Here is a 25,231-nt window from a genome sequence, read left to right as displayed (position 1 = left end):
TTATTCTCCTCCTGAGAGATCGACGGAATGGCCGCCGCCATGGCTGTCGCCGGACCTGAGGACCTGCGCGGCGGTCTGCGCGCCGTGGACCATTGACTGGTTGCGCTTCATGCGCTGGGCCCAGGCCGGTGGGCCGGAACCCTCCGATCCGCCCGTGGGCGCCGCGGGCGTGCTTGGTGAATTGCCGCCGACCGTCCCTCCGGTTGACGATCCGCCGGTTGCGGCGAAACTGGACCGGCCGGCGGCGAAGCTTTCCCGCATCGAACTGCCGGCTTGAGCGGCGGCGCGCCGCACAGGAGCCGCGGCGGCTGAAGCGGCCGCTCGCCCAACCCCGCCGAGTCCGGCCGCGACGCCCGACGCCCCGGACCGGCCGGCTGAAGCAAGGCCGTAGGCGGAGGATGCGCCGCCCGCCATTGCCGCCCCACCGCGCGGCGGCGGGCAGTGCCGGAAGCCGCAGCCATCGCCCCCTGCCGGCCAGGCCGAGCGCGCCGGCGCCGGCCATCGCCGTGCCGGCGACGGCCAGGCCGGTGCCGATGGCAGCGCCCGCGCCGAGCTGGGGAGCCCCGGAGACCAGGCCCGTCGCAATGCCGGGACCGAAAATGCCGAGGCCGAGCATGGCGAGGGCCGCGAGCACGACCGACAGCGCCTGTTCGATCGTGGGCTGCCCGCCGGCATAGGTGGTGGTAAACTGCGAGAACAGCCCTGTGCCGATGCCGACGATGACGGCGAGCACCATCACCTTGACGCCGGAGGCGACGATGTTGCCCAGCACCTTTTCGGCAAGGAAGGCGGTCTTGTTGAAGAGTGCGAAGGGAATGAGGATGAAGCCGGCCAGCGTCGTCAGCTTGAACTCGATGAGCGTGACGAAGAGCTGGACCGCCAGGATGAAGAAGGCGATCAGCACCAGCAGCCAAGACACCATCAGCACGGCGATCTGAATGGCATTGGTGAAGATGGCCACCGGCCCAACCATCTGGCTCGCCGCGTCGAGCAACGGCTGACCGGCATCGAGCCCGACCTGGGCGAGGTGTCCGGGTTGCAGGAAGGTGGCGGTCGAGATCGACGATCCGCTCGCCTTCAAACCGAGCCCGGCGAAGCTGTTGAAGATGATGGCGGAGAGATTATTGAAGTTGGTGATGATGAAGGCGAAGAAGCCGATGTAGAGGGTCTTCTTCACCAGGCGCTGGAGGATGTCCTCGTCACCGCCCCAGGCCCAGAAGAGGCCCGCGAGCGTGATGTCGATGACGATCAGCGTCGAGGAAAGATACGTGACCTCGCCTTTGATCAGGCCGAAGCCAGAATCGATGTAGGTCGTGAAGGTGTTGAGGAAGGTGTCGATGACGCCGACATTGTTCATCGCGCGTCTCCCGGTGTGGCGTTGGCCGGCGCGGCCGCGGGCGGTAACGGCCGCGCCGACCTGCCGAAGAAGCGGCGGCGGTTCTCCTCCCAGACCGCTTGGCAGCGCGGATCTTCGGCATCCTGGGTAGCGAGCGCGCTGCAACGGCGCAGCTCGGCCGAGATGTCGTCAGGCGAGGAGGTGGATTGGACGTCGGGCGCAACCAGCGTGGCAGGACGCCGATTGACCGCGAAGAGCGTCGCGATGAAGACGCCGACTAGCGCTGCGATCGCCAGCGCGCGGAAGATGTCCGGCCGCCCCATGACCCGCGCCTCAATTGCCGCTGAACATGGTGACGTTGCCGGGCTGGTAGCCGCTGCGCGTCGAGAAGATCTTGTATTGCTGTTGGCCCTGCGACTCCGACGCGGCCGTGCGCGCCTGTTCGAGCGCATCGGCCCGTCCCTTCACAGCGAGCACCGCGACGAGGTCGGAGAGCTGCTGCGATTGCAGGGCGAGGAGCTGGTTGCCGGCCTGCGCGGCTTGCAGCGCACCGGATGCGGACTGGCTGGCCGAGACCAGCGAGGTCATCGCTGTCGAGTTGGTGGTGATGTTGCCGACGACGCCGGCCTGCACCTTCAGGCTATCCTCGAACGCGCCGACGGAGTTTTGCCAGCGGGTTTGGGCGGCGGCAAACAGCGTTGCGTTGGACCCCGTGGTCGGCGCCGCGCCATAGGTAGACGAATAGGTGGTTTGAATCTGCTGGACGTTGAAGGAAATATTCTGCGCTTGGGTGAGAAGGGATTGAGTCCGCGCGATGGTCGATTGAAGCTGGCTCAACGTCGACATCGGCAGGCTAGCGAGGTTCTTCGCCTGGTTGATCAGGCTCTGGGCCTGGTTGGTCAGCATCTGGATTTGATTGTTGATCTGCTGCAGCTCACGCGCCGCGGTCAGCACGTTCTGGCTGAAGTTGGTCGGGTCGTAGACGATCCACTGCGCCGAGGCCGGCATCGTCATCAGCGGCGACATCGACAGGGGAAGCGAGAGGGCAGCGGCGAGGAGACTCGCGCGCCGCATCTTGCGAGCGATCATGATTGCACCTCCAGATTGGACAGGTCGGGGATAAGGTCGGCGGCCCACAGCAGCTCGCGATCCGCGAGCCAGGCGGCCGTGAAGGCGTCGCGACCATGTTCGGTGAGGACGCGCTCGATGGCGGCGTGATCGGCCTTGGAGGACGCGGCACAGAAGGCGAGCGCGACAGGGCCGAGCCCTAGCTCGAACAGGCGATTGCCGCGCCGCGACTGGCAGTAGTAATCGCGCTTGGGGGTCGCCCGCGCGATGATCTCGATCTGCCGGTCGTTCAAGCCGAAACGGCGATAGATGGCGGTGATTTGCGGCTCGATCGCGCGCTCGTTCGGCAGGAACACCCGCGTCGGGCAGCTCTCGACGATCGCCGGCGCGATGCTGCTCCCATCGATGTCGGAGAGCGACTGCGTGGCGAAGACGACGGAGGCGTTCTTCTTGCGCAAGGTTTTCAGCCACTCGCGCAATTGCTGTGCAAAGGCGGGATCATCGAGGACCAGCCAGCCTTCGTCGATGATCAGCAAGGTCGGGCGGCCGTCGAGACGGCCCTCGATGCGATGGAAGAGATAGGTAAGCATGGCGGGCGCCGCGCCCGCGCCGATCAGGCCCTCGGTCTCGAAGGCCTGGACAGGTGCGGAGCCGAGCTGTTCGGTCTCGGCGTCGAGCAGCCGACCTGAAGCGCCGCCGACGCAATAGGGTTGCAGCGCCTGCTTGAGGGAAGTCGATTGCAGCAGGACCGCGAGCCCGGTGATCGTCCGTTCCTGCACGGGCGACGAGGCGAGCGAATTCAGCGCCGACCAGATATGTTCCTTGGCTGTCGGGTCGATCGGCACGCCTTCCTTGGCGAGGATCGCCGCCACCCATTCAGCCGCCCAGGCGCGCTCAGCCGCATCATCGATGCGCGCCAGCGGTTGCAGCGAGACGGAATCCTCAGCGCCAGCCGACAGGCTGCCGCCGAGATCGTGCCAGTCGCCGCCCATGGCGAGCGCCGCGGTCCTGATCGAACCGCCGAAATCGAAGGCGAAGATCTGGCTGTTGCGGTAGCGCCGGAACTGCATCGCCATCAGGGACAGCAGCACCGACTTGCCGGCACCGGTCGGGCCGACGATCAGCGTGTGGCCGACATCGCCGACATGGAGCGAGAAGCGGAACGGCGTCGAGCCTTCGGTCTTGCCGAAGAACAGCGGTGACGCCTGGAAATGCTCGTCGCGCGCGGGGCCGGCCCAGACCGCCGAGAGCGGAATCATGTGGGCCAGGTTCAAGGTGCTGATGGGCGGCTGGCGGACATTGGCGTAGGCGTGCCCCGGCAGTGAGCCGAGCCAGGCCTCGATCGCATTCACGCCTTCGGACATGCAGGTGAAGTCGCGGCCCTGGATCACCTTCTCGACCAGCCGCGCCTTCTCGGCCGCGACGCCGGCGTCCTCGTCCCAAACCGTGATGGTGGCGGTCACATAGGCCTGACCGACATCGTCGGTGCCCAACTCCTGCAGCGCCATGTCCGCATCGATCGCCTTGTTGGCGGCGTCGGAATCCACGAGGGTTGAAGCCTCGTTGGTCATCACTTCCTTGACGATGGCGGCGATCGACTTGCGCTTGGCGAACCACTGGCGCCGGATCTTGGTCAGCAGCTTTACCGCCTCGGTCTTGTCGAGCAGGACCGCGCGCGTCGACCAGCGATACGGGAAGGCCAGCCGGTTCAGCTCGTCGAGGATGCCGGGATGCGTCGCGGTCGGGAATCCGACCACGGTCAGCATGCGCAGATGCGCGCGCCCCAATCGCGGCTCGAGGCCGCCGGTCAGCGGCTCGTCGGCCAGCAGCGCATCGAGGTGCATCGGCGTCTCGGGGACGCGGACCCGCTGCTGCCGGGTCGAGACGGCGGAATGCAGGTAGGTCAGTGTCTCGCCATCGTCGAGCCAGCCGATTTCGGGCATGAAGCCTTCGACCAGTTGCAGCACCCGGTCGGTGCGATCGGCAAAGCCGCGCAGCAGCTCCCACGGATCGACGCCGGTCTGCGCGCGGCCCTCGTAGAGCCAGCCCTCGATGCGGGAGGCGTCCTCCGCCGGCGGCAGCCAGACGAAGGTCAGGAAATAACGGCTCTCAAAATGCGTGCCGGCCTCCTCGAACGCATCCTGGCGTTCGAGATCGACCAGCGCGGACGCCGAATCCGGGAACATGCTGTGCGGGTAGATCTGGGCGGCAGCGCGTTGCGCTTCGACAAAGACCGCCCAACCGGAGCCGAGGCGGCGGAGCGCGTTGTTCAGGCGCGCCGTCACGCCAACCAGCTCGGCCGGTGTGGCGCTGTCGAGGTCTGGTCCGCGAAACCGCGCGGTGCGCTGGAACGAGCCGTCCTTGTTGAGGACGACGCCTTTCTCGACCAGCGCAGCCCAGGGCAGGAAATCGGCGAGGCCGGCGGGATGGCTGCGATATTCGGCGAGGTTCAGCATCGGAGCCTCACACGCCGAAATAGGGTGGGTAGCGCAGATGCCGCCGCACCACGTCGACGAACATCGGATCACGCTTGGCAGCCCAGACGGCGGCGGTGTGCCCTACCGCCCACATCAGCGCGCCGGGAATCCAGAGGCGAAGGCCAAGAGCGATGGCGGCCGCCAACGTGCCGTTGGCAATCGCCACGGTACGCGGCGCGCCGCCCATGAGGATCGGGTCCGTCAGCGCCCGATGCACGGGCGCGAAGAAGCCGGGGACGTCCGGATCGCCGATCGTCGCCATCAGATCAGCGCCCCACCGGAGAAGGAGAAGAACGACAGGAAGAAGCTCGACGCGGCGAAGGCGATCGACAGGCCGAAGACGATCTGGATCAGCCGGCGGAAGCCTCCGCTGGTGTCGCCGAAGGCGAGCGTCAGGCCGGTCACCGTTATGATGATGACCGAGATGATCTTGGCGACCGGACCTTGGACCGATTCCAGGATCGAGTTGAGCGGCGTCTCCCAGGGCATGGACGAGCCCGAGGCATAGGCCGCCGGTGCGAAGGCCAGCGAGATGGCGGTGATGAAGACAAGGTCAGCGAGGCGCCGATGGGCACGGCGGACGGCGGCAATGGAACGGATCATGACGGCTCTCCAGGAAGCGTGGGTTCGCCGCCCGCCCCGGCGGACAGGACGCGGTAATCGCCGGTGGCGGGATCGAGACCGGCGACGATGGCGAGTTCGGAGAGGCGGCGTTCGCTGCCGCGGCCGCGCAGCACGGCGACGAGATCGATGGTCTCGGCGAGCAGCGCCTTGGGGACGGTAACGACGGCTTCCTGGATGAGCTGTTCGAGGCGGCGGAGCGCGCCGAGTGCGGTGCCGGCGTGGATCGTGCCGATGCCCCCGGGTGCCCCGTGCCCCAGGCTTTGAGGAGGTCGAGCGCCTCCGCCCCACGCACCTCACCGATCGGGATGCGGTCGGGCCGCAGGCGTAGCGAGGACCGGACGAGGTCGGAGAGCGACGCCACCCCGTCCTTGGTGCGCATGGCGACCAAGTTCGGCCCGGGCATTGCAGCTCGCGCGTATCCTCGATCAGCACGACGCGATCGCTTGTGCCGGCGATCTCGGCGAGCAGCGCGTTGGTCAGCGTCGTCTTGCCGGTGCCGGTGCCGCCTGCGACGAGGATGTTCTTGCGGGCGGCGACGGCCTCGCAGCAAGACCGCCTGGCCGGCCGTCATTGCCCGGCGGCGATAGTCGTCGAGGTGTGAAGACCGGCGGCGACGTAGTCGTCGAGGGTGAAGACCGCGACAGCGGGCTTGCGGATGGCGAAGGCCGGCGCGGTGACGACGGGTGGCAGAAGACCCTCGAACCGCTCTCCCGTCTCAGGTAGCTCGGCCGAGACGCGCGGGCGTCCGGCATGCACCTCGGCGCCGACATGGTGGGCGACGAGACGAACGATCCGCTCGCCATCGGCGGCGGACATCGTCCGTCCGGTATCCTCCAGGCCGCCCGACAGCCGGTCGATCCACAGCCGGCCGTCCGGGTTGAGCATCACCTCGACGATCGAGGGATCTTCGAGGAAGGTTGCGATCGCCGGGCCGAGGGCGGTGCGCAACATGCGCGCGCCTCGGGAAAAAACCTCGGAATGGAGTGGAGTGACCGCCACGATCGTCCCCGTCATAGGCCAATCGCGGCATGCGATTGGCGACGGGGATGATTAGAAAAGGCAGAGAATGAGGTTGATCAACAAGGTTTTAGTCGTCGTAGGAGCCCAGCGTAGAGCAGAGAAAAAATACTTGCTGGGTGCGAGATCGAATGTACTTCGACGTGTGTGACTTTGTGACCGCTTTGACACGGAATCGACGATCTATCTCGTCGGCAGTTACTCACGGGATTCGATCTTAATCATCCGAATCGTGGACTTGCCGATGTTTCGACGAACTTGCCTTAGCTCGGTCGGCTCGTTGCATGATCCCGATTTGCGGTCCTTGACTTTTATTCATGCCGGTGCATCCTAGCAGGACCGCGACGCAGTTATGCGGGCATTTCACCCTTTCTCTCCGAGTGAGGGGCGGCTACGCGGGATTAATCGGGTCGTCCGGTTATCCTGTACGTCTTGGGACTGCCTTTTATCGCTGCTGCCGCCTTCGGTGACGCTGGAAATTGTCCAGCAAGCAGGAGGAGGATGCGCATGGAGCATTACAAAAACTCCTTGGCACCTCGGACCCTCAACCCAGTGTTGCGGTCGAGAAGGGCTGTTTGCCGTCGGCCGCCTGCCAAGGAGAACGAACTTGTCTGCAAGCAGTCAGATGAAAGAAGCACGGCGCCAGCTTGAGCGTCAGGGCTTCGTTGCCACCAAGACCCGTGGTGGTCATTGGCGGTTTGATCACCCCGCTATGGATGGACCGGTGTTCGCACCGGATACGCCGTCGGATCACCGCGGAATGAAGAATCTGTTCGCCACGCTTCGGCGGAAGATGCAGCCGTCGGTCAATCATTAATTTTGCGCGACCTGGGCCGTCCCGCCGAAAGCGGGGCGGTCTCCCCGTCGCGACGAGGTTCGCGGGTCACCGAATTGCCCGCCAAGGAGATTTCAATGAACCAGTCAGTCATCGACGCCCATATCCTTCCTCGCCCGGTCGAGCGCCTTCCCGAATATGCCCATGCGAAAGCGCGTCAGACCCTTGCCGAACGTCTGGTCGATGCATTTGGCCTCTCCGAGGCTTCAGCATCGGCCATCGCCGCCGCTGTTGTCGACCCTTCGGAAGTACGCAAGTCCATCGGCGAACCAACCGACCCAGATGTCGAAAAGATTCCTGTGCCGGGAGGAACGCTGCTCGGGATCAGGACGAGCGTATGGGCTCGCCGGACGATGCCCGACCCACGCAACCCTCGCACGCTTCCTTCCCGCCGCCACCCCTTCGCTATCGATCCTGGGACTGGCGGCGAAGATTCGAAGTTTCGTCCGGTGCCCGAACCCCGCGTCCTCGATCAGACCCAGCCACAAAAGGCGGAACTGGTGGTGGACATCGAAAGCCGGCACCACCTTACCTGGGCGGCCCAGCAGGCTGCGGCGTTTGTCCTCGCCGAGAACGATTGGCGGACGTCCATTGAGTCCCAGGGCGTGATGGAGGCGGTTTGGCTTGTTGCCACCACCTATCAGCACTCCGACGGGTCTGCGCCCGCGACGACGCTGACAACCGTGGAAGGGTCATCGAGAGATACGGCCGTTCATAGCCTTCTCGGCATTCACTCCGCCGATGTGCCTTATGATGACAATGATGCCAGGTTTCGTGCTCATATTCGCAAGCTGAACGAAGCCTTCGATCGGGGCGAACGGAACAAAGAAACGGTGGTTGCACTTCGTTGCGAGCGTATTCCGGCTCTGATTCTCCTCGGCTTTCGTCCTCATGCTTCTGGAAGCACCGGCTTTCCGACGGCGGTAAAATCTCTTGTTGCCCTCCGCCACGTTGATCCGCCGAAGCCATGGGGAGAAGGTCCCGAAAACGAGTCGCTTGCCGACGAGGTGCTGGATGAATTGCATCGGCGGGATTTGATTTCGTCGACGCAGCGCGATTATTTCGCTGGCTCCTGCACTCGGTCGGAAGCACGGGCCGCTCATCTCCCGGAAGACCCTGTTCTGCGCGCTGCGCAGATCGTCTATCTGTTCACGACCAAGGACGACAGGGTTGATGAGGCGATCCGGGTTGCGGTCACCAGTCAGTCGACACGCAAGCGCATTACTCCGAAGCTCATGAACGAGTTGGCTACTGCGTTGATCCTCAGAGCCGTAGCGGATGATCCCGGCAAGGTTGATCAGATCCGGCGTTACTTGCGCCACGCTTTCGGGAAGTCAACTCATCGCGCGTCATGGGAAGCCACCGGACGAACAACCGATCAGTTGGTGAAGGAAGCACTCACTGAAGTTCGCGAAGCCATCGGGTCTGGCGCGACGGAAGAGCCTGGTCCGACTTCATTGGAACTGGCAGTTCGTGCATCTTATCCGCTCGTCGTCTCGGGGCGCCTGAACGCCGACCGGGGATCGTCTGGCAATGACCAGCCTGATCGCCGGACCCCCGGAGAGGTTCTCGATGCGATGCGACGTTCTCTGCATGGTGTCCATCAGCTCGGTCAGGCATTGCGGGACTTCGAAACCGGCGCACCTCTGCGCGCCGTTGACGAGTCTGGTCAGGTCAAGCATCTCGCCGACGGTTCTGCGGATCAGATGGTGAGTGACATTTACTTGCGCAACGAGTTTCCTCCGCCTGGCAGGGCGAGGGCGGCAAGGCCGGGCGATACCGCTACGGATCGTTATCACAATGCGTTGGCAGCGTTGGGCCGGGCCCTCGACGGAGTGGATCAGGCGTTCACCGGACTGACGAAAGTGGTCGGAGATGATGATCAGCCAGTCGTGGAGGCCCGTGGTGTAGAGCCTCGTCTTACCGATTCATGGCGAGAACTTTTGAGCCGTATCGACGAGGAAATGGTGGTGTGGGCGCGGACATTCCGCAAGGCTTATGGAACCAAGACCAGCAGCGTAACGGCCGGTCTCGATGACGACGATGACGCTGCGGAGACTGATCCCTACGCCGATGTTGATGAAGACGCCGCGGATGATTGGAGCCACCCCAATTCCTCGCCCGAAGCCGACGCAGCGGAATGAAACAAAACCCGGCCCGATTCGGAAGAATCGGGCCGGCCTTATCACACCACAGAAGGTTCAGCTGATCTGATCTTCATGATCCCTCATTGCCATACTGAGTCTCAACATCCTCCGGGATCTCCTGCCGCAGCTTAGGTCCCTGATTGAGCCGGCGGCCGAGGGCAGCGACGAAGCTGTCATATCGAGCCCCGGCCTTTGCTCGCGCCGCCTGGGCCGCCGGCTCGGGGAGGGATGGTGTGGTGGTCAGCCAGAACCGGACGAACAGCGCCAGGGTCTCGACACCGATGCCGACATCGCGCTCGAGCCGTGCCAGGCGCCGATCCTGTTGATCGAGGCGTTTGGCAATGGCGGCCTCGCGCCGCTCGTCAGCGTCGGGGGAGAGGAAGGAGGCGATGGCGGCCTCGGCGATCAACGACATCGGCTGCTCGCGCCGCGCGGCGTAGGCCGACAGGGTCTTCATCACTTCCGGATCGAGGTAGACCGAGATCTGGGTCTTCTTCTTCGGCGCGGCCATGCTTGCCTCACATGCCGAGATCGTCGCTGCGATCGAGCGGCGCCAGCCGGGCGACGCCCTGCATGAGATCGTTCATCCGTCGGACGCGCGGAGCATCCTCCTCCAGCTCGTCGGCAGTATCCGGCGAGAACTCGTTGTCGAGTGGCTCCTTCTTCTCGACGGATTTCGTCGGGTCCAGCTCGGGCTGCCGCCGCCGATCCGCCGTCGTCGGATCGTCATCCTCCGCCTGTTCGCCCTGGGGTGGCTCTGCGATTTCCGGGCGCGGCGGCAACGGCCGCGAACTCCAATCGTCGGGCCGCGCAGCTTTCGGCCTCGCGAGCATGGGCGGCGGCAGAATGCGTTCCTGGAAACGCCCGTCCTCGTAGTATCGGGCCTTCCTCGCCCGGATCGGATGGACGCCCGACACCATGACGATCTCATCGCTTGGTGGGAGCTGCATCACCTCGCCTGGCGTGAGCAGCGGCCGCGCGGTTTCCGAGCGGGAGACCATGAGATGGCCGAGCCAAGGCGACAGCCGGCTGCCGGCATAGTTCTTCATCGCCTTCATTTCGGTCGCGGTGCCGAGCGCATCGGACACGCGCTTGGCGGTACGCTCGTCGTTGGTCGCGAAGCTCACCCGCACATGGCAGTTGTCGAGGATCGAATTGTTCGGCCCATAGGCCTTCTCGATTTGGTTCAAGCTCTGCGCGATGAGAAAGCTCTTGATGCCGTAGCCCGCCATGAAGGCGAGCGCCGACTCGAAGAAGTCGAGCCGGCCGAGCGCCGGGAACTCATCGAGCATCAGGAGGAGCCGCCGCCGCCCGGCCTTGGCCTGTAGGTCCTCGGTCAGCCGGCGGCCGATCTGGTTGAGGATCAGACGGATCAGCGGCTTGGTGCGGCTGATGTCGGATGGCGGCACCACAAGGTAGAGCGTGGTCGGGCGATCTCCGCCGACGATGTCGGCGATGCGCCAATCGCAGCGCCGCGTCACCTCCGCCACCACGGGATCGCGGTACAATCCCAGGAACGACATCGCGGTGCTCAGCACCCCCGAGCGTTCATTGGCGGATTTGTTCAGCAGCTCGCGTGCAGCCGACGCGACGACGGGATGGACGGCCGCCTCGCCGAGATGGGGGGTCTTCATCATGGTGGCGAGCGTCGACTCGATCGGCCGCTTCGGGTCGGAGAGGAAGGCCGCGACGCCGGCGAGCGTCTTGTCCGCCTCGGCATAAAGGACGTGCAGGATCGCGCCGACCAGGAGCGCGTGGCTGGTCTTCTCCCAGTGATTTCGCTTCTCCAGGCTCCCCTCCGGATCGACCAGGATGTCCGCGATGTTCTGCACGTCGCGCACCTCCCATTCGCCGCGGCGGACCTCCAGCAAGGGATTGTAGGCGGACGACTTCACGTTGGTCGGATCGAACAGCAGGACACGACCATGTTGGGCGCGAAAGCCGGCGGTGAGCTGCCAATTTTCACCTTTAATGTCGTGGACGATGGCCGAGCCCGGCCAGGTCAGCAGCGAGGGGATAACCAGGCCGACGCCCTTGCCGGAACGGGTCGGCGCGAAGCACAGCACATGCTCCGGCCCGTCATGGCGGAGATAGGTGCCCTCGTGCCGGCCGAGCACCACACCGTCGGGTCCGAGCAATCCGGCTTGCTCGATTTCCTTCGTTTGCGCCCAGCGGGCCGAACCATAGGTCTCAGCGTTTTTCGCCTCGCGGGCGCGCCAAACCGACATGCCGATCGCGACGGCGGCCGCGATGATGCCGCCAGATGCGGCGATGTAGGCGCCCTCGATGAAGATCGACGGCGCATAGGCGTCGTAGGCGAACCACCACCACAGAAAAGCTGGCGGCCGATAGAAGGGGAAGTGGAGCACCTCGAACCAGGGACGACCAAGCTCGGGCTGAAAGCCCAGGCGCCAAGCCGTCCATTCGGTCGCGGCCCACATGGTCAACAGAATGATCGCGAAGACGGTGAGGACCTGGCCCCAGAGGATCTTGGTGGCGGACATGGCGGTCGTTCTTTCGTGAAGTCGCTGGACGGATGGGGTGGTCACAGGCCGAGCCCCCGCTTCCGGCCGAAATCCCAGTCGATGCCGCCGCCGTCGCGGGCGACGCCGGAGACATGGCGGCCGAGCTGCTTTTCGAGGGACGGTGACCAGGGCACGAGCTGAAAGCCGAGCCCGTCGTCGATCATGGCGAAGCGCCCGGAGGCGAGCGCGATGCGCTGCCGATAGGTGCCGGCGACATACTCGCCGGTGGCGGATGAATTGAACGGCCGGCCGGTCTCGGCAGCGAGCTTGTCTCCAAGCGCCTGAACCTCGCGCTTGCGCAGCGTATCGATCAGGTTGCGGCTGAAGGTAATGCCGCTGGCCTGCCGCTCTGCGAGGCCTTGCCCGATGAGCTGCTCGGCACGACGCTCCATCGCGTCGCGGACCTCAGCGCCGAATCCGGCCTGGCCGAGGGCCGCCGGCTCCCGCGCGATTGCTTGTCGGTCGAGCCAGGTGGCCCGTCGCCGTGATCTGCCGTTCGATCGAGAGGTCCGAGCGGACAGCAGGGCCACCCGCCGCCGCCCTTGCGCGTCATCGAACTTGCGCAACTCGACGATCGAGCCCGGCGCGCTATCGCCGGCGGCGTCGAGATCGGGCAGCTTGACGTGGTGGGTGCGGCCATCGACGCCGTCGACCACGGCATAGGCCGAGCCCTTCAACTCGTCGTCGAGGCCGCGATCGACCAGGCGGCCGATGACGGGAACGTCGAGGCTCTCGCCGGCCAGCACATAGCTCGCCGCGCCGCGCTCGATGCCGCGTTCGGTCAGACTACGGTGGATGCGCTTGATGATGTCGCCGCGCTCGCCGAGGTCGCGCAACGTCGCCTCGGCATTTTCCGATAGCGCCCACTGACCCGGACCGATCTGATCGGCGAGGCCGAGCGACTCCAGTTTCCGCAACCGACCGACCTTCAGCGCATGGAATTCATCGGGCTGGCGATCGGCATGCGGCGCCATGTCGATGACGCCGGAACGATAAGCGTCGCGGGAAAGCTGCCGGTCGAGATTGGTCCAGCGCTCGCTATCGATCTGCCGTTCGAGTGTCCGCCGAATCTCCTGATCGGTGCGCGGCCCCAGCTCCCGCGTGATCAGGTCCTGGGCGCGGTCGCGCATGCCCTGCTTGATGTAGTCCCGGTCGATGACCAGGTCCTGCCCGTCATCGGTGCGACCGCGGATGATGATGTGGACGTGCGGATGTTCGGTGTTCCAGTGGTCGACGGCGACCCAATCGAGCTTCGTGCCGAGGTCCTTTTCGACCTGGGCCATGAGGTCGCGAGTGAAGCCCTTGAGGTCCGCCATCTCCACCGCGTCGTCGGGTGAGACGATGAAGCGGAAATGGTGCCGATCATCCTCGCAGTGCTCGGCGAAGTCCTTGGGGTCGGCATCCTCGGTGCCTGGACCGAACAGCTTCGCCTTTTCCCCGTCGCGAGTGACGCCCTCGCGGCGCAGATAGCCAAGATGGGCGGTGAGCTTGCCGCGCTGCGTCGCATGGCGCAGGAAGCGCCCCTTGACCACGGCGCCACGCGAGCGGCTGGTGAGCAGCCGGTTGGCCTGAACGGCGGCGACCCGGCCCCGGCCAAAGCGGGAGCCGCGACGGCCTGTGATCGGGCCATCTCGGCCGATCCGCCCGCCCGCCTTCTGGGTGGCGGCGAGGGCTTGGGCGATGAACGGCTTCGTCCGTTGAGCGCGGGATGATCGGATGCGGCCCGGACGGATCTGGAAATTGTCGTCACGCGCCATCGCCGTCCTCGGCAATGTGCAGAAAGAACAGTCTCAGCAATAAGTTGGTATCGGCGCGCACATTGCGCGGATCGGGCGCACCTTGCCGGAACAGTGAAATAGCCCAAGAAAAACAATACCCCGACCGAGCCGCACATTGCCGGCTTTTATCCTGCCCTCGTTCGGTTGGTGCCTGCTCGTCTCCCCTGCCTGCTGTCTCTTCTTCGCCAATCCGCGCCAATATACGCCAGAGCACGAATTCTCGCTGACCGGAGGCCGAAGCCCGCGGCCCGACGAATACATGCACGATCGCAGCAACGTAGATGCAGACGGGAGCGCATCTATCGCCCGCTTGATTGTGCGAACGATGGCCGGTCATTGCGGACGCCCCGTCGTTGATAGAGCGACGAACAGGCCCTCCGACCGCGGCGCGATAGCTGAGACATCGCGGACCGGGACGGCAGCCGAAGCGCCAGGTGACGGACGATCGGGCGACGCTCGATCTGCGCTTCTTGCGCCATCAGCGCGCACGATGAAGAGCGGAGACTGTGTCCAGGACGACGGATCGGAGGCCACCAGGAGAACAGGCCCAGCGATCTCGCCGCCATCGACAAAAGGGACGAGGGCCGTGACATAGGCCAGCGTCTCGGGCGGCAGCGGCCTGTGTCGGTCGCGGTAATCCTCGTAACGGCCGGGACCCGCATTGTATGCCGCGAGGAAGCCCGGCGAACCGTAGCGGTCATACATCTCGCGCAGGAAGGCCGCGCCAGCCAGAATGTTGTCGTGCGGATCGAAGGGATCACGGCCGAGGCCATACCGCGCGCGCAATCCCACCCAGGTCTCTGGCATGAGTTGCATGAGGCCCATCGCACCTTTGGACGAGATCGCGCGCCTGTCACCGCGGCTTTCGATGCGCATGACGGCGCTTACCCAGGCGGCTGGAATGCCGAATCGCTGCGAGGCTTCCGCCACATGCGCGGCATAGGGATCACTTGCCGCATGCCGTTCCGCCGGCGCTGCCTGTGCGGAAGCGGACAGCATGGGCGCGCCGATCACGACCAGGCCGACAAGGAGATAGAGCGCGAAACGGGAGCATGCCCTGTCTCCGCCACGACGCCAGCGGGCCATCGTGCTCGCCTCCGTCAAGGGCAAGGCGCAAGCGCCGGCCGATGGCCGCCCTTGACCTCGTCTGCGCGCGACGGCCGACGGATCGTCGAGCGGGACGAAGGGATGAGACGGTCTTTCCGCGAACAAAGGGATGGGGGTTCGGCGGACCATCCCGCACGCGATCAGGAACACGTATCGCATGCCGTCAGTCCCGCTCGCCGCGCTTGGGCGGACGGTTCCAGTTCAGAATCCAGATCGAATTGTCATCGGTCGACTGGAACAGGTTGGCGCGGACTGGCTGCGTCAGGGCTGGATCGTCGAGCACCAGCGAGACGTAGTCGCCGGCCTTCTCGCCGGTACGTTTCCAACCGGCGCCGACCTCCGGCCCGTCACCGTCACCGAGATGAATGCGATAGTCCGGCGCATTCTCGGTATCGCTGTGCTCGGCGGGCACGAGCACCAGCTCGGCGTCGAGCGAGAGCGTGTGGATGCGGCCGGAATAGCCGGACTTGCTGCGGGTGAACTGACCGATCTGTGCCATTATTTGCCTCCTTGGCGGTGGGGTGAATGACGGGTTCAGTCGGTGGCGGCGCGCCAGACGAAGCGGCCGTCGCCGTCCTCGTCGGTCCAGAGCGGGACCGCGCGAGCGACGATCGAGGTGGTGGGAAGCGGGCCGAAGTAGCGGCCATCCAGGCTGTCCGGGACGGTCGGGTTCATGAGGAAGACTTCGCCCGTGTGGATGGTCCGGCAGCCGTCCCACTTCGGCAGCGGGCGGCCCAGATGATCGCGGTCGCGCGCATCGCCGGCGGCGATGCCGTCAACGGTTATGGCGTCGCCGGTGCGGCAGACCGTCTGTCCGGGCAATGCCATGACGTGCTTCAGCAGCGACACGCCCTTGGGCAGGAAGCCGCCATCGGCGAGGAAGCTCGCGATCGGTTCGGGCGGCCGGACCGCGACCAGCTCCATCGTATGGAGGCGGCCGACCGGACGCAGCGCATAGAGCCCGGTCGGCGTGCTCGCGGTGGCGTTCCAGATCAGCCGGGGCGCGGGATGAACGAAGGCCAGGCCGCCGATCGCGAGCATGGCGAAGTACGTCGTCATGACGTAGCCGAAGCGGGTCATAGCGTGACGCTCCGGCGCTTGAGCCAGGCGTCATGCTGCTCGCGGCTATAGGCGCGCGGCTCGTGGCCGGCGGCGAGACGGTTGTGGAGGTGACGCCAATATTCGGGAGCCGCGTCGGCCGGATCGACATCGAGCGCCTCGACCGCGTCGATGAACTGCAGCACCCGCTCGACTTTGGGCCAGCCGTCGACGCGCAGCAGGATTTCGCCGCCGGGCCGAACGAAAGGCAGCGTCTGATAGCGCTCGCCGGGTGCGACGGTGCGCACGATGTCCATGCGCGAAATCACCGTGCCGAAGTCGTTCGACGCCCATCGCACGAAGGCGAAGATGCTGCCGGGCCTGAAGCTGGAAATGCTGCGGCGGCGGTCGAGAATCTTCTCCTCGGCGCGGCGGCCGAAGCGAAGCCAGAACTCGATCTTCTTCTCGATCCACGTCAGCTCGACATGAGTCAGGGGCACGGCGCGCCGATGCGAGGGTGGCACGACGCGCAACACGGGGGCCTTTTCGTTGTCGTTCATGACGACTCTCCGGGATCGACAGGGAATTCGCGGGCGAGGAGGTCACGCAGCATGTCGGCGACCGTGGCGCCGCGCTGGAAGGCGACGATCTTGATCCGGCCGCGCAGCGCCGGCGTGATGTCGATCGTCAGCCGCGCGGTGAAACCAGCGGCGTCAGTCGCGCGAGGCGACGAGGCATCGGGCGCCTTGATCCAACTTTCCGCGTCGCCCGGTCGGGAGGCGAAGCCGCGCCTGTTCGGACGCTCACTCATGCGGCCCCTCCGTCACGGAAGGGCAGCACGCCGGCGATGCGCGAGCGCGCACGCTCGGCCATGTCGGGATCGATTTCGCAGCCGAGATAACGGCGTCCGGAAAGCCGGCACGCTTCGCCCGCTGCGCCCGAGCCGGCAAACCAATCGTCGACCAGGCCATCCGGCGGGCAACTCGTGCGGATGAGGATTTCGATCAGGCCCGAGGGTTTTTCGGTTGGATGGATTGCGTGGCCGTGTGCGTTCCGGGCATAGATGACCGAGCGCATGAGGCGCGGCCCGCCATCCTCGCTGACATAGTGACCGGCCTCGATATGGCCGGTGTGCGGCGGACGTTGCTTGCGCCGCACAGTGCGGGCCGTGGCGTCCGATGTCGTCTGGACGTCGTTGTAGATGTTGGCCCAGGCCGTGTCGGCGCGATAGAACTGTGCAACCAACTCATGCACGCGCTTGAAGCGATCGGCGTGGAAGCTGGAGCCGTTTTGCTTCTCCCAAACGATCTCCTGCGCGTATTTCCAGCCGGCGTCATGAAGCGCCGCAGCCGTCGCCATGAAGCACCGGAGCGAGCCGAACACCCACATGGAGCCGGACGGATTCAGCGCAGCGTGAGCGAGTGGCAGCCAGCCATCGACGCGCCGGTCCCAGGCGAGCGAGGTGTCGCCATAGGGTGGATCGGCGATAATCAGATCGAACGGACCGTGCGCCGGCATCAGCGCGCGGCAATCGCCGGCCAGCACCATGTTGACGGGGCGCTCGTTCATGGCGAGAGCCTCGCGATCTCGGCGGCAAGCGCCGCGATTTCGCGGGCGGCGGCGCTCTGCTCGGCCAGGCTCGAAGACCAGGCGGCCGGATTGCGCGGCATCGGCGAAGACGACGCGCTGGCCGATGGTGCTGGTGAGCACCGGCGGGTCATGATCGGCGAGCGTTTCCGCCGTCTCGCGGGCGATGACGGTGCGCGCGGCGCAACGGTTCAGCACGAAGCGGGCGGCAAGCTGTGGGGTCGATAGATGCGGGCTTCGCGGAGCAGCGCCAACATCTCGGCCGAGGCCCAGCCGTCGAACGGCGACGGCAGCACCGGATCAGCACCAGGTCGGCGGCGAGCAGCGCCGAGCGCATCAGCCCGGCGACGCGCGGCGGTCCGTCAATGACGATGTGGTCGGCGGTTCGCGCGAGTTCGGGCGCCTCACGATGGAGCGTGTCCCGTGCAAGGCCGATCACCCCGAACAGCCGTGAGAGGTTCTCCCGCGCGCGTTGCTGCGACCAATCGAGAGCCGAGCCTTGGGGATCGGCATCGATCAGGGTGACGCGCCGGCCATGCAGAGCCAATTCGCCGGCAAGATGCAGCGCCAGCGTCGTCTTGCCGACGCCGCCCTTCTGGTTGAGGAGCGCGACGATCACTTCGCCCCTCCTGGCTTGGGGCCGAAGGAGAGGCGCGGTAGTTCGGAAGTATTGTCAGCCGTAAAGCCGGATTTACGGAAAGACGTGTCGGATGTATTGATTGCGGGCACGGCGTCCGGCTTGAGCTGACGCCGGTTGGAGATGTTTTCCACATCGCCCAACAACAAAGAAGAGTTAGATTCTTGGTTAGACTCTAAGTTAAAGCCCGGAATCGTCGTTTCGGGCCAAAGCGTTAACTGCCCTCGGCACTCCCGAAATCCCGATAGGGCCACGCCCGAAGTCCCGATAGCGGTCACGCCCGAAGTCCCGAGCGTTTCCACAGCGCCATCCACAGGCCCTGTGGATAATCGGGCGGGCAGGATGCGCAGCAACTCGCGCCGGCCGTCGCGCTCGCTCCGAAGGCGGTAGCCGGGCAGCGGCTGGCGCAGGACGATGCGGCGGATGTCGAACGCGAAATCCGCGACCTTCGCCAGACTGCCGGACTTCTCGTGGAGATGGGGGATGTCGAAGAGCCAGCCTTGCTTCTGGCGGCCGGCATGCTTGCGGGCGACGCGGTAGAGCCAGCGCTCGATGCCTCCCGTCAGCCGGAAATAAGCCGGGTCGATGGTCAGAACCAGCGAGCGGTCGATGACGCCGCGGTAGAACCAGTCGGGCAGCACGAACTCCATGCCTTCGACGCCGCCGTCGCGGGTCGTGCATTCCTCCCATTCGTTGATCCAGGAGAACTGATGGCGGCGCCAATGCTCGTTCTGCCGAATGGTGGTGCGGATGACGGTCGATTGCAGGCGAGCGAGCGCGCCCTTCAGGAGCTTGTAGTCGCGCGCGCCGGTCTGCCGGCCGATCGCCATCAGGAGCTGGTAGGGCGTGAATCGCAGGAAGCGGGACGTCTTGAAGCCGAGGTTCTCCGCCTCGACGATCTGGCTGGCCGCCCAGATCAACACGTCGGCATCCCAAATGGTCGCCATGCCATGTTCGGGCACGGCATAAACCTCGACACGCGTGCCGCCGGCCTCATAGAGGATTGGCGTGGTGCGCTTGGCCTTGCCCAATGAGAAGAACGGGCGCTCCATCAGGTCGCGCTGATCGCGCGGGGAAGCGTCGCCGGTTGCCACGACGAAGGGGTCGAGCTTATTTCGCTCGCTGGGCGTGATGAGGCGGCGCGACATCGCTGCGCGTCCTCAGCGGCGATATTGGCCGGCGGAAGCCGACGCCGATGGCTTGGGATGATGGCCGGCGGCCTGGCTATTCGTATCGACCCGCCCGGCGGCGCGCGCCTCGTCGTAGCGCGGGTCGGAGGTCGAACGGCACGCCGCCTGGTCGGCCCAGGCTTCGAGATCGTCGATGGCGTAGACCACGCGGCCGCCAAGTTTGCGGAAGGTCGGGCCGCTGCCGTGGCAGCGATATTTTTCCAGCGTGCGCGCCGAAAGACCGAGGAGGCGCGCCGCCTCGTGGGTCCTGACATAGCGGGCCGAGATCTCCGCGAGCCTGTCGGGCATTGGTAGCCTCCGTGTCTGTCGAGGACGCCGCAGCCAAAGCGCGGCGTGTCGGGATCACGGTGGCGAAGAAGACTGGCGCAGGAGGAGGACGAAGATTTTCGCGGAGTGATGTCCCCCCTGGCGCGCGGCCAGGACGATACAAGGCGGGTCCGGCACATGCCGACGCGGCCCGGCGTAGAAGAATGGCGTAGAAGGGGGGGAGTGTGACCCGTGTCAGCCGCCGCGCAGCAGGCGCAGATAGCCGCCGTTCACGAGGGCGGCGGAATCACGGATCAAGCGGTTCGCCTTTCGGCGGGCCGCGGAGCTTTTCCATTCGATCGAGGGAAGGGCCGCCTCGACGGTCGCGCCGAGCACCTCCGTGGCGACGTCCCGTGGTTTGCCTCCCTCCGCCCGCAGGTCGAAGGCGTGCAGAAGTTGGATCAGCCGGGCTTTCTGCATCAGGGTGAGTTGAAGGGCGCGCGGCATCAGGCTGATCCGCCGGCCCCGAAGCCGCCGAACGAGGCGCAGGGCGATGTCGAGGCGCAGCTCGAACATGCTGTCGACTGGAAGGATCACAGCCGGGCGGCTCGCAGCATCGGCGTCCTGTAGCCAGATGTGCAACTCGCCAGAGGGGGCGCCGATAGTCACCTCGCGACCATCCGCGTCGGTATGATCGGCGAGAACCGGCCCCAGGACGGCGGGGTCGAAGACGGCGACGGTATCGAACCCGGGCGGGGCCGACGTGAGGATCACTGTGCCGGGCGAGACTTCCGGCCGCCAGAGCGCCGGCTCCCGCCCGGCGAGCGCGTCAGGGTCGTGGACAAAACCGCAACCCCCATCGGCGCGCCAGCTCGGACCGGGCACTGCCCGGGTCGGCTTGGCCGCGCGCGATCTGGCGAAGGGTGCGCTTGTAGTCGTGACGATAGCCGGTGTTGCGGCGCAGGAATTCGAGGGCGAAACCAGGACGTTCGAGGCGGTTCAGTTGTTCGATCGCATCCGATGACCGCCAGAAGGATATGGGCATGGGTGCCTCCCTTGACTGGCCCCTCATTCGGCGAGGGGAAACACCCACGATCTTGAAACTGCGAGCTGAAACTAGACCCGAAGGTTGCATCGCGCGCGACTGCCGGTTGCGTAACATACTTGAAGTTGCCGACAGCAACTCGGGTTGTCGGCGGCTATTGCATTCGCGGTTCAAGAAGATGCCTGTAACCGCACTCCGTCATCCAACGGGCGCGCGCCAAGTGGCTGTCGTGGACCCTTTTGGCCCGATCCGGTTCGCGTGCCGGGTCGAGGCCGAAGATGATCAGGACTGCTTCGCGCCAGTCCGCGCCTTCCTCATCGGCGTCAAGGAGCCGGAGATAGGTCACGAAGTGCCGTTCGTCGTAAGCGTTCACGCGCTCTGTCTGGGGTGGGTGGTCGTCGAAGGATAGCGTCGCCATGTCGGGCCTCCCCCAAGGTCCAATCAGCAAAACTTTACCACAAAATAATCACAACACTACGCAAGTGATGTGCCGATTCGAGGCACTATACTGATGCGTGTGAGGCATCGCGTGCATCACCAATGCCGACAAGAGCGGCGTTCGGCTCGGTCGAGACTAGCACGGCTCCTGACGAATCGGAACTATCGTTCCTGGAACGATAGTTCCTAATTCGGCTCCCTTGTCGCCATGGATCTCAAGGAGGTCATGGCGATCAATCTGCGTCGGTTACGTCATGCGAAACAAATGACGCAGGAAGAGCTGGCAGAGAGTGCTGGATTGAGCGCCCGGTATGTCGGCGCGATCGAACGTGCTGACGTGTCCGCCAGCGTGACGGTGCTGGGACGGATCGCGCAGGCGCTCCATGTTGAAGCGGCTGAACTGATCCAGCGGTCGGCGCCGAAGGCGCCGACCGAGTCGCCATAAGTCCAAAGCGTGAGCGACGTGCATTCGCGAGCCGGGCGCAGCCCGGCGAGCGGCGGCCGTGGCACGGGCGCGGCCGTACCCGCCGATCCGGGTTTGCGGATCGGCGGAAAATTTGATGATGCGGGGAAGCTGAAAGGCGTAAAGCCGTGCAACCGGGTTTACGGCTGCACGGCTCTGCCGAATTCAGGCGGCGCGGTCCAACAGCTTCTTCGCCTTGCCTTCAAGGTCTAGGCGGGTGTCCTGATTGGTCTTGCTGCGAGCGAGCGCGGTGATGCCCTGCACGAAATCGAAGATGCTTTCCGGCTTGCGGCCTTCCTCGTCCAGCACGGTTTCGATGATCTTGGTCGTTTCCGGCTTGGAAAACCCCCGCTTGCGCAAGAAGCTTTCCCGGTCCTCGTCGGTGCGGGCGACGACACGCTCCCGCGCCGCCTTGATCCCGGCGACGAACGGCGCGGGGGAGGAGTTGGCGAAGCTGGTCAGCGCGGGCGCGGCCTCATGAGCAAAACGCTGCGCGGCGAATTTGCTATGTCGGATGCTGATTTCCTCGAAACCCTCGACGCCCCACAGGTTGCGGTTCTGGCAAACCGCGCGGAGATAGAAAGAGGCGATGCCCAAGGTCTTCGATCCGACTTCGCTATTCCACGCATAGAAGCCCCGGAAATAGAGGTCCGGCTCGCCATTCGGCAGGCGGCCCGCCTCGATAGGATGGGTGTCGTCGACCAGAAACAGGAACACGTCGCGGTCGCTGGCGTACAGAGTCGTCGTGTCCTTCGTCACGTCGACGAACGGATTGTGCATCATGGTCGTCCAATCCAGCACACCCGGTACTTTCCAGCGGGTATCGCCCGTGCCGTTGCCCGCGATCTTCATCACGGCGGCGACAAGCTCATGATCCCAGATGCGGCCATAATCCGGGCCGGTCACGGCGCGTAGCTCTATCCGCCCATCGTCTGCCTCAAGCGTCTTCACCAATTCGGCGCGATGCGACAGCAAACCATGCTGCAGGTTGATCCCGGCCAGCGGTGCCGGAAGCTGGCGCATGTAGGACGCGGGCGCGCTCACAAGGCTGCACAACTGCCCGAAACTCCAATGCGTCGGGGAGACCGGCTCGTCACGGCCCGGCACGATCAGCGACAAGCGTTCCGCATCGTCCCGGCTCGCCTCCACTCGCACGGCGCGGCTCTCCACGGTACGGGCATGCGCGCGCTCGGCGCGGCGGCGTACCGTGTCGTAAAGCTCGGTGAGGTTCAGATAGCGCTCGTCATCGGGCCGGGAAAACCATTCCGAGGAAACGCGGCCGATCCGCTCGCCGCGCGATACGTCCACGCGAAAGCCGGAGGAAACAGGCTGCTGGTTTAGGGTCAAGGTGTTCATGGTCTTTACTCCTAGTGGGCTTGGGTTGAAGCGCAGCGCTGCGCTGCAACCCTGCCCGTCGGCGAGACCGGGGTAGCAAGGTGCAAGGGCGGCCGGGACGGAGGGGGATCGCCCGGCCTGCACAAGGCGAAGCCGCGGAAGGCTGGGGAGACCGTCCCGGCCGAGCGTGAGCGATCCCTTGCGCCGCGCGGGGGCGGAGCCCCTAGGAAATCCGGGCCGGCGGGAGCGCCAGCGGGAGCCGGGATCAAGAGCCGATCAGGATGTGCAAAGCCGGAACGGCGCAAAACCTGACATCCTGATTTCCGTATTCACTGAGAGGCGGCGGGGTTCTGAACATGACGAAGCCCCGCTCGGGTGAGCGGGGCTCCTTGAGGTATTCGGCCTCAGTCGCCGTTGCGGCGGGACCAGATGAGATTGTGGCCTTCGCCGTCCTCGGCCTCGACCAGGCTGGCGTAGATCGGCGCCGGGAAGCTCGGATCGTCCAGCTTGACGGAGAGGTATTCGCGCTGCGTCTCGCGGGCGGTCTTCTTCCAGGCCGCGCCGAACTCGGTGGCGCCGGCGAAGATGCGGTAGTCGGGGCCGCGCTCGTTTTCGCCTTCGGCGGGGACGAACTTGGCCTTGACGTTGAGGGTCAGGGTCTTGACCGATCCTGCGAAGCCATTGTCGGTCTTGGTGAAGCTGCCGATGGTTGCCATTATCGTGTTCCTCTTTCCAATCGGACCGCGCCCATCGCGGCCTCGATGGGGGTCGGCCGACCGGGGACGATCGGCCCGCACCCGGCAGGGCTGGAACGTCAGTGAAAGGCGGCCGGCGACGGCTTTTTTGCTTCGCGATGCAAAGCCGCAGGCGGCGGAAAAAAGTTGGCGACGGCAGTTGCGGGAAGACGAGCGAGGCGCAGCCGGTCTTCGGTCAGACCCAATCCATTCGAGGCCGCAGTTGGGCGGCGCGCATGGAAATCTCCGGAACACGACAGGCAACAACATCGGTTGCCGCCAAGACCGGCAAGCGGAACCGAGCTGGTCTGAGACCCTGACCTTCAACGGCAAGAGCCGCCCCCGCATGCTTGGGCGAATGAGAGCGCGGTCGTGGCAAGATGCTTTCGCGGCTCCATCGAATGCGGTGATGCGGCAGAAGATGTCCTCGAACGGCGGCCACGATCTCGTTCCGTCTTGCTGCCGGTCCGCTGCGTCGCGCTCTACATCAGCCTGGTCGAGGCCAAGGATGGCGTGCCCGATCTCATGAGTCCTGTCGCAACGGCGACTGAGGCCCCCCAAAGGCTCGATCATCCGAGTGGGGCTTCGTCGTGCGAGAGAACCCGGCCGCTGCTCTTGCGTTAGCGATCGAAGCCGAATGGCGGAAACACGCCTATGTGGTTCCGGCGCAGCCAAGAGCGCGGCCCGAAGGGCAACGCCCAATCGCGACCTACTTCTACGTCAGGGTCGGCTCAGCCCCTGGTTCGCAAGTGGATCGCCAGCAGCCATCAATCGCAAGAGCGCCGAGACGCCCACGAACACCCCGCCCGTAATGCAGAAGAGTTGCTGCCAGATGGCCGAGGGGACGTATTCGTGGGCGATGCCCCACACGAGTTGATAGCCCGCGACGGCGGCAGGTGCGGCGAAGATCAGCGCGATGGCGATGCGCAGGATCGGCGGGCGCAGGGCCGCGAACAGGAACACCAGCACCCCGAACACGGCGAGTCCGGCCACAAAACCGACAAGGCCCGCGCCGATCAGCCCGGAGCCGGTGTGATAGGCGAACCGGGCGGCCGCAAGTCCGGCCATGAAAGGCACGGCGTAGGTGGCAAGATTGAAGGCCAGCACGCAAAGCATGCCGATCAGCACCACACACGCGATGATCGCAATGATCATGATCCGCCTCCTTCATTGCCGCCGACCGCCTTTCGCCAGGTCGAACTTGCTTGGGATCGAACGACCAGATTCTCCCTCCAACCGATGCCTCTGTCGACGGGAAAGGTGGGGGTGCCCCGTGGCATCGCCCTTGGATCGAGGCGCGGCCGCAACCGAAACGCCTCAACGGCGGCGCTCTGCCGGGCTAGTTTCCAGGCTAAATCGTCGAGTTCGGCACGGCGCCTGAAGCGCAACATGGCAAGCTTCTCGCGATAGAGGCGCTCGTCCAGCGGCGTCCAGGCGCCCTTGCCCCGCCCGAATTGCCGGGCCTTGGAGCGAAAGGTGATGACCATCCGCTCGGCGCGGGCCGCGATCTGATGTTCGATGATGTCGAGATGGCGGGCGGTCTCGGCGCGCGCCCTCTCCATGCGCGCCATCGCAGCGCGCCTGTCCTTGTGAGTCGGCATGAT

Annotated in this window: 26 protein-coding genes and 4 pseudogenes; 3 read left to right on the top strand and 27 right to left on the bottom strand. The window is 65.4% G+C overall.

The window, feature by feature from the left end:
- The 7 genes and pseudogenes from trbL to trbB all read right to left on the bottom strand — a co-directional run bounded on the left by trbL (position 1) and on the right by trbB (position 6,519).
- Positions 1–1,357: pseudogene (gene trbL, locus RZS28_RS11345) on the bottom strand (P-type conjugative transfer protein TrbL).
- Positions 1,354–1,659, bottom strand: a complete 306-nt coding sequence (trbK-alt, locus tag RZS28_RS11340; protein ID WP_407337862.1) for a putative entry exclusion protein TrbK-alt — start codon at positions 1,657–1,659, stop codon at positions 1,354–1,356. The pseudogene trbL and the gene trbK-alt overlap by 4 nt, the downstream one beginning before the upstream one ends.
- A 10-nt stretch (positions 1,660–1,669) precedes the next feature.
- Positions 1,670–2,425 (bottom strand): P-type conjugative transfer protein TrbJ, encoded by a 756-nt coding sequence (trbJ, locus tag RZS28_RS11335; protein ID WP_407337861.1) that lies wholly within the window; start codon positions 2,423–2,425, stop codon positions 1,670–1,672.
- Positions 2,422–4,860, bottom strand: a complete 2,439-nt coding sequence (gene trbE / locus RZS28_RS11330) for a conjugal transfer protein TrbE (RefSeq protein WP_407337860.1) — start codon at positions 4,858–4,860, stop codon at positions 2,422–2,424. Before trbE ends, trbJ begins: the two co-directional genes overlap by 4 nt.
- Before the next feature lie 7 nt (positions 4,861–4,867).
- Positions 4,868–5,143, bottom strand: a complete 276-nt coding sequence (locus RZS28_RS11325) for a VirB3 family type IV secretion system protein (protein WP_407337859.1) — start codon at positions 5,141–5,143, stop codon at positions 4,868–4,870.
- Positions 5,143–5,484 carry a TrbC/VirB2 family protein gene (locus RZS28_RS11320; RefSeq protein WP_407337858.1) on the bottom strand — a complete coding sequence of 114 codons (342 nt, stop codon included), beginning with the start codon at positions 5,482–5,484 and terminating at the stop codon, positions 5,143–5,145. Before RZS28_RS11320 ends, RZS28_RS11325 begins: the two co-directional genes overlap by 1 nt.
- A pseudogene (trbB, locus tag RZS28_RS11315) lies at positions 5,481–6,519 on the bottom strand (P-type conjugative transfer ATPase TrbB). The gene RZS28_RS11320 and the pseudogene trbB overlap by 4 nt, the downstream one beginning before the upstream one ends.
- A 610-nt stretch (positions 6,520–7,129) precedes the next feature.
- Between trbB and RZS28_RS11310 the strand changes: the two are divergent.
- Positions 7,130–7,339, top strand: coding sequence for a hypothetical protein (locus tag RZS28_RS11310; RefSeq protein ID WP_407337857.1), 210 nt, complete (start codon positions 7,130–7,132; stop codon positions 7,337–7,339).
- A 95-nt stretch (positions 7,340–7,434) separates the two neighbouring features.
- The gene (locus RZS28_RS11305) at positions 7,435–9,501 is read left to right on the top strand and encodes a hypothetical protein (RefSeq protein WP_407337856.1); all 2,067 of its coding nucleotides are present in this window, start codon (positions 7,435–7,437) and stop codon (positions 9,499–9,501) included.
- A gap of 73 nt (positions 9,502–9,574) precedes the next feature.
- Here RZS28_RS11305 and RZS28_RS11300 read toward each other — a convergent pair whose 3' ends face one another.
- The 16 genes and pseudogenes from RZS28_RS11300 to RZS28_RS11225 form a co-directional block, all read right to left on the bottom strand.
- Positions 9,575–10,015, bottom strand: a complete 441-nt coding sequence (locus RZS28_RS11300; RefSeq protein WP_407337855.1) for a CopG family transcriptional regulator — start codon at positions 10,013–10,015, stop codon at positions 9,575–9,577.
- Between the two features lie 7 nt (positions 10,016–10,022).
- Positions 10,023–12,008, bottom strand: a complete 1,986-nt coding sequence (locus RZS28_RS11295) for a conjugal transfer protein TraG (RefSeq protein WP_407337854.1) — start codon at positions 12,006–12,008, stop codon at positions 10,023–10,025.
- A gap of 41 nt (positions 12,009–12,049) precedes the next feature.
- Positions 12,050–13,786 (bottom strand): annotated as a pseudogene (locus RZS28_RS11290) (relaxase/mobilization nuclease domain-containing protein).
- Complete coding sequence (locus RZS28_RS11285; RefSeq protein ID WP_407337853.1) at positions 13,776–14,144, bottom strand: hypothetical protein; 369 nt, start codon at positions 14,142–14,144, stop codon at positions 13,776–13,778. Before RZS28_RS11285 ends, RZS28_RS11290 begins: the two are co-directional and overlap by 11 nt.
- A complete protein-coding gene (locus tag RZS28_RS11280; RefSeq protein ID WP_407337852.1) occupies positions 14,141–14,893 on the bottom strand; it encodes a lytic transglycosylase domain-containing protein in 753 nt (250 codons plus the stop codon). Before RZS28_RS11280 ends, RZS28_RS11285 begins: the two co-directional genes overlap by 4 nt.
- 184 nt (positions 14,894–15,077) lie before the next feature.
- Entirely contained in the window at positions 15,078–15,413 is a 336-nt protein-coding gene (locus RZS28_RS11275) for a DUF736 domain-containing protein (protein WP_407337851.1), read from the bottom strand.
- A 35-nt stretch (positions 15,414–15,448) separates the two neighbouring features.
- Positions 15,449–15,994, bottom strand: a complete 546-nt coding sequence (locus RZS28_RS11270; protein WP_407337850.1) for a S26 family signal peptidase — start codon at positions 15,992–15,994, stop codon at positions 15,449–15,451.
- Positions 15,991–16,512, bottom strand: coding sequence for a DUF2840 domain-containing protein (locus tag RZS28_RS11265; RefSeq protein WP_407337849.1), 522 nt, complete (start codon positions 16,510–16,512; stop codon positions 15,991–15,993). The genes RZS28_RS11270 and RZS28_RS11265 overlap by 4 nt, the downstream gene beginning before the upstream one ends.
- Positions 16,509–16,763 carry a hypothetical protein gene (locus RZS28_RS11260; protein ID WP_407337848.1) on the bottom strand — a complete coding sequence of 85 codons (255 nt, stop codon included), beginning with the start codon at positions 16,761–16,763 and terminating at the stop codon, positions 16,509–16,511. The genes RZS28_RS11265 and RZS28_RS11260 overlap by 4 nt, the downstream gene beginning before the upstream one ends.
- Positions 16,760–17,521: a DNA-methyltransferase gene (locus RZS28_RS11255; RefSeq protein WP_407337847.1), complete on the bottom strand. Its 762-nt coding sequence runs from the start codon at positions 17,519–17,521 to the stop codon at positions 16,760–16,762. Before RZS28_RS11255 ends, RZS28_RS11260 begins: the two co-directional genes overlap by 4 nt.
- A pseudogene (parA, locus tag RZS28_RS11250) lies at positions 17,518–18,158 on the bottom strand (ParA family partition ATPase). The gene RZS28_RS11255 and the pseudogene parA overlap by 4 nt, the downstream one beginning before the upstream one ends.
- Positions 18,155–19,324, bottom strand: a complete 1,170-nt coding sequence (locus RZS28_RS11245; RefSeq protein ID WP_407337846.1) for a replication initiator protein A — start codon at positions 19,322–19,324, stop codon at positions 18,155–18,157. Before RZS28_RS11245 ends, parA begins: the two are co-directional and overlap by 4 nt.
- A 12-nt stretch (positions 19,325–19,336) precedes the next feature.
- Positions 19,337–19,654, bottom strand: coding sequence for a helix-turn-helix transcriptional regulator (locus RZS28_RS11240; protein WP_407337845.1), 318 nt, complete (start codon positions 19,652–19,654; stop codon positions 19,337–19,339).
- Between the two features lie 213 nt (positions 19,655–19,867).
- Positions 19,868–20,497: a DUF2285 domain-containing protein gene (locus RZS28_RS11235; RefSeq protein WP_407337844.1), complete on the bottom strand. Its 630-nt coding sequence runs from the start codon at positions 20,495–20,497 to the stop codon at positions 19,868–19,870.
- Positions 20,442–20,657, bottom strand: a complete 216-nt coding sequence (locus tag RZS28_RS11230) for a transcriptional regulator domain-containing protein (RefSeq protein ID WP_407337843.1) — start codon at positions 20,655–20,657, stop codon at positions 20,442–20,444. Before RZS28_RS11230 ends, RZS28_RS11235 begins: the two co-directional genes overlap by 56 nt.
- Positions 20,658–20,811: 154 nt before the next feature.
- A complete protein-coding gene (locus tag RZS28_RS11225; protein WP_407337842.1) occupies positions 20,812–21,075 on the bottom strand; it encodes a DNA -binding domain-containing protein in 264 nt (87 codons plus the stop codon).
- A gap of 228 nt (positions 21,076–21,303) precedes the next feature.
- Between RZS28_RS11225 and RZS28_RS11220 the strand changes: the two genes are divergently transcribed.
- Positions 21,304–21,540: a helix-turn-helix domain-containing protein gene (locus RZS28_RS11220; protein ID WP_115835217.1), complete on the top strand. Its 237-nt coding sequence runs from the start codon at positions 21,304–21,306 to the stop codon at positions 21,538–21,540.
- Positions 21,541–21,723: 183 nt separating this feature from the next.
- Here RZS28_RS11220 and RZS28_RS11215 read toward each other — a convergent pair whose 3' ends face one another.
- The 4 genes from RZS28_RS11215 to RZS28_RS11200 form a co-directional block, all read right to left on the bottom strand.
- Entirely contained in the window at positions 21,724–22,914 is a 1,191-nt protein-coding gene (locus RZS28_RS11215) for a DUF932 domain-containing protein (protein WP_407337841.1), read from the bottom strand.
- Positions 22,915–23,297: 383 nt separating this feature from the next.
- Complete coding sequence (locus RZS28_RS11210; RefSeq protein ID WP_407337840.1) at positions 23,298–23,609, bottom strand: DUF736 domain-containing protein; 312 nt, start codon at positions 23,607–23,609, stop codon at positions 23,298–23,300.
- Between the two features lie 738 nt (positions 23,610–24,347).
- The gene (locus tag RZS28_RS11205; protein ID WP_407337839.1) at positions 24,348–24,782 is read right to left on the bottom strand and encodes a hypothetical protein; all 435 of its coding nucleotides are present in this window, start codon (positions 24,780–24,782) and stop codon (positions 24,348–24,350) included.
- Positions 24,779–25,228 carry a hypothetical protein gene (locus RZS28_RS11200; RefSeq protein ID WP_407337838.1) on the bottom strand — a complete coding sequence of 150 codons (450 nt, stop codon included), beginning with the start codon at positions 25,226–25,228 and terminating at the stop codon, positions 24,779–24,781. The genes RZS28_RS11205 and RZS28_RS11200 overlap by 4 nt, the downstream gene beginning before the upstream one ends.
- Between the last annotated feature and the right edge of the window lie 3 nt (positions 25,229–25,231).

This window comes from Methylocapsa polymorpha, assembly GCF_045689225.1.
In the GTDB taxonomy this organism is placed as follows: Bacteria; Pseudomonadota; Alphaproteobacteria; order Rhizobiales; family Beijerinckiaceae; genus Methylocapsa; species Methylocapsa polymorpha.
The sequence above is the reverse complement of the archived record's forward strand: the minus strand, read 5'-3'. Positions and strand labels throughout refer to the sequence as shown.

Coding starts and splice junctions, on each gene's coding strand:
- trbK-alt (WP_407337862.1), bottom strand. CDS start 1,659: ATGGGGCGGCCGGACATCTTCCGCGCGCTGGCGATCGCAGCGCTAGTC.
- trbJ (WP_407337861.1), bottom strand. CDS start 2,425: ATGATCGCTCGCAAGATGCGGCGCGCGAGTCTCCTCGCCGCTGCCCTC.
- trbE (WP_407337860.1), bottom strand. CDS start 4,860: ATGCTGAACCTCGCCGAATATCGCAGCCATCCCGCCGGCCTCGCCGAT.
- RZS28_RS11325 (WP_407337859.1), bottom strand. CDS start 5,143: ATGGCGACGATCGGCGATCCGGACGTCCCCGGCTTCTTCGCGCCCGTG.
- RZS28_RS11320 (WP_407337858.1), bottom strand. CDS start 5,484: ATGATCCGTTCCATTGCCGCCGTCCGCCGTGCCCATCGGCGCCTCGCT.
- RZS28_RS11305 (WP_407337856.1), top strand. CDS start 7,435: ATGAACCAGTCAGTCATCGACGCCCATATCCTTCCTCGCCCGGTCGAG.
- RZS28_RS11300 (WP_407337855.1), bottom strand. CDS start 10,015: ATGGCCGCGCCGAAGAAGAAGACCCAGATCTCGGTCTACCTCGATCCG.
- RZS28_RS11295 (WP_407337854.1), bottom strand. CDS start 12,008: ATGTCCGCCACCAAGATCCTCTGGGGCCAGGTCCTCACCGTCTTCGCG.
- RZS28_RS11285 (WP_407337853.1), bottom strand. CDS start 14,144: ATGACCGGCCATCGTTCGCACAATCAAGCGGGCGATAGATGCGCTCCC.
- RZS28_RS11280 (WP_407337852.1), bottom strand. CDS start 14,893: ATGGCCCGCTGGCGTCGTGGCGGAGACAGGGCATGCTCCCGTTTCGCG.
- RZS28_RS11275 (WP_407337851.1), bottom strand. CDS start 15,413: ATGGCACAGATCGGTCAGTTCACCCGCAGCAAGTCCGGCTATTCCGGC.
- RZS28_RS11270 (WP_407337850.1), bottom strand. CDS start 15,994: ATGACCCGCTTCGGCTACGTCATGACGACGTACTTCGCCATGCTCGCG.
- RZS28_RS11265 (WP_407337849.1), bottom strand. CDS start 16,512: ATGAACGACAACGAAAAGGCCCCCGTGTTGCGCGTCGTGCCACCCTCG.
- RZS28_RS11260 (WP_407337848.1), bottom strand. CDS start 16,763: ATGAGTGAGCGTCCGAACAGGCGCGGCTTCGCCTCCCGACCGGGCGAC.
- RZS28_RS11255 (WP_407337847.1), bottom strand. CDS start 17,521: ATGAACGAGCGCCCCGTCAACATGGTGCTGGCCGGCGATTGCCGCGCG.
- RZS28_RS11245 (WP_407337846.1), bottom strand. CDS start 19,324: ATGTCGCGCCGCCTCATCACGCCCAGCGAGCGAAATAAGCTCGACCCC.
- RZS28_RS11240 (WP_407337845.1), bottom strand. CDS start 19,654: ATGCCCGACAGGCTCGCGGAGATCTCGGCCCGCTATGTCAGGACCCAC.
- RZS28_RS11230 (WP_407337843.1), bottom strand. CDS start 20,657: ATGCCCATATCCTTCTGGCGGTCATCGGATGCGATCGAACAACTGAAC.
- RZS28_RS11225 (WP_407337842.1), bottom strand. CDS start 21,075: ATGGCGACGCTATCCTTCGACGACCACCCACCCCAGACAGAGCGCGTG.
- RZS28_RS11220 (WP_115835217.1), top strand. CDS start 21,304: ATGGATCTCAAGGAGGTCATGGCGATCAATCTGCGTCGGTTACGTCAT.
- RZS28_RS11215 (WP_407337841.1), bottom strand. CDS start 22,914: ATGAACACCTTGACCCTAAACCAGCAGCCTGTTTCCTCCGGCTTTCGC.
- RZS28_RS11210 (WP_407337840.1), bottom strand. CDS start 23,609: ATGGCAACCATCGGCAGCTTCACCAAGACCGACAATGGCTTCGCAGGA.
- RZS28_RS11205 (WP_407337839.1), bottom strand. CDS start 24,782: ATGATCATTGCGATCATCGCGTGTGTGGTGCTGATCGGCATGCTTTGC.
- RZS28_RS11200 (WP_407337838.1), bottom strand. CDS start 25,228: ATGCCGACTCACAAGGACAGGCGCGCTGCGATGGCGCGCATGGAGAGG.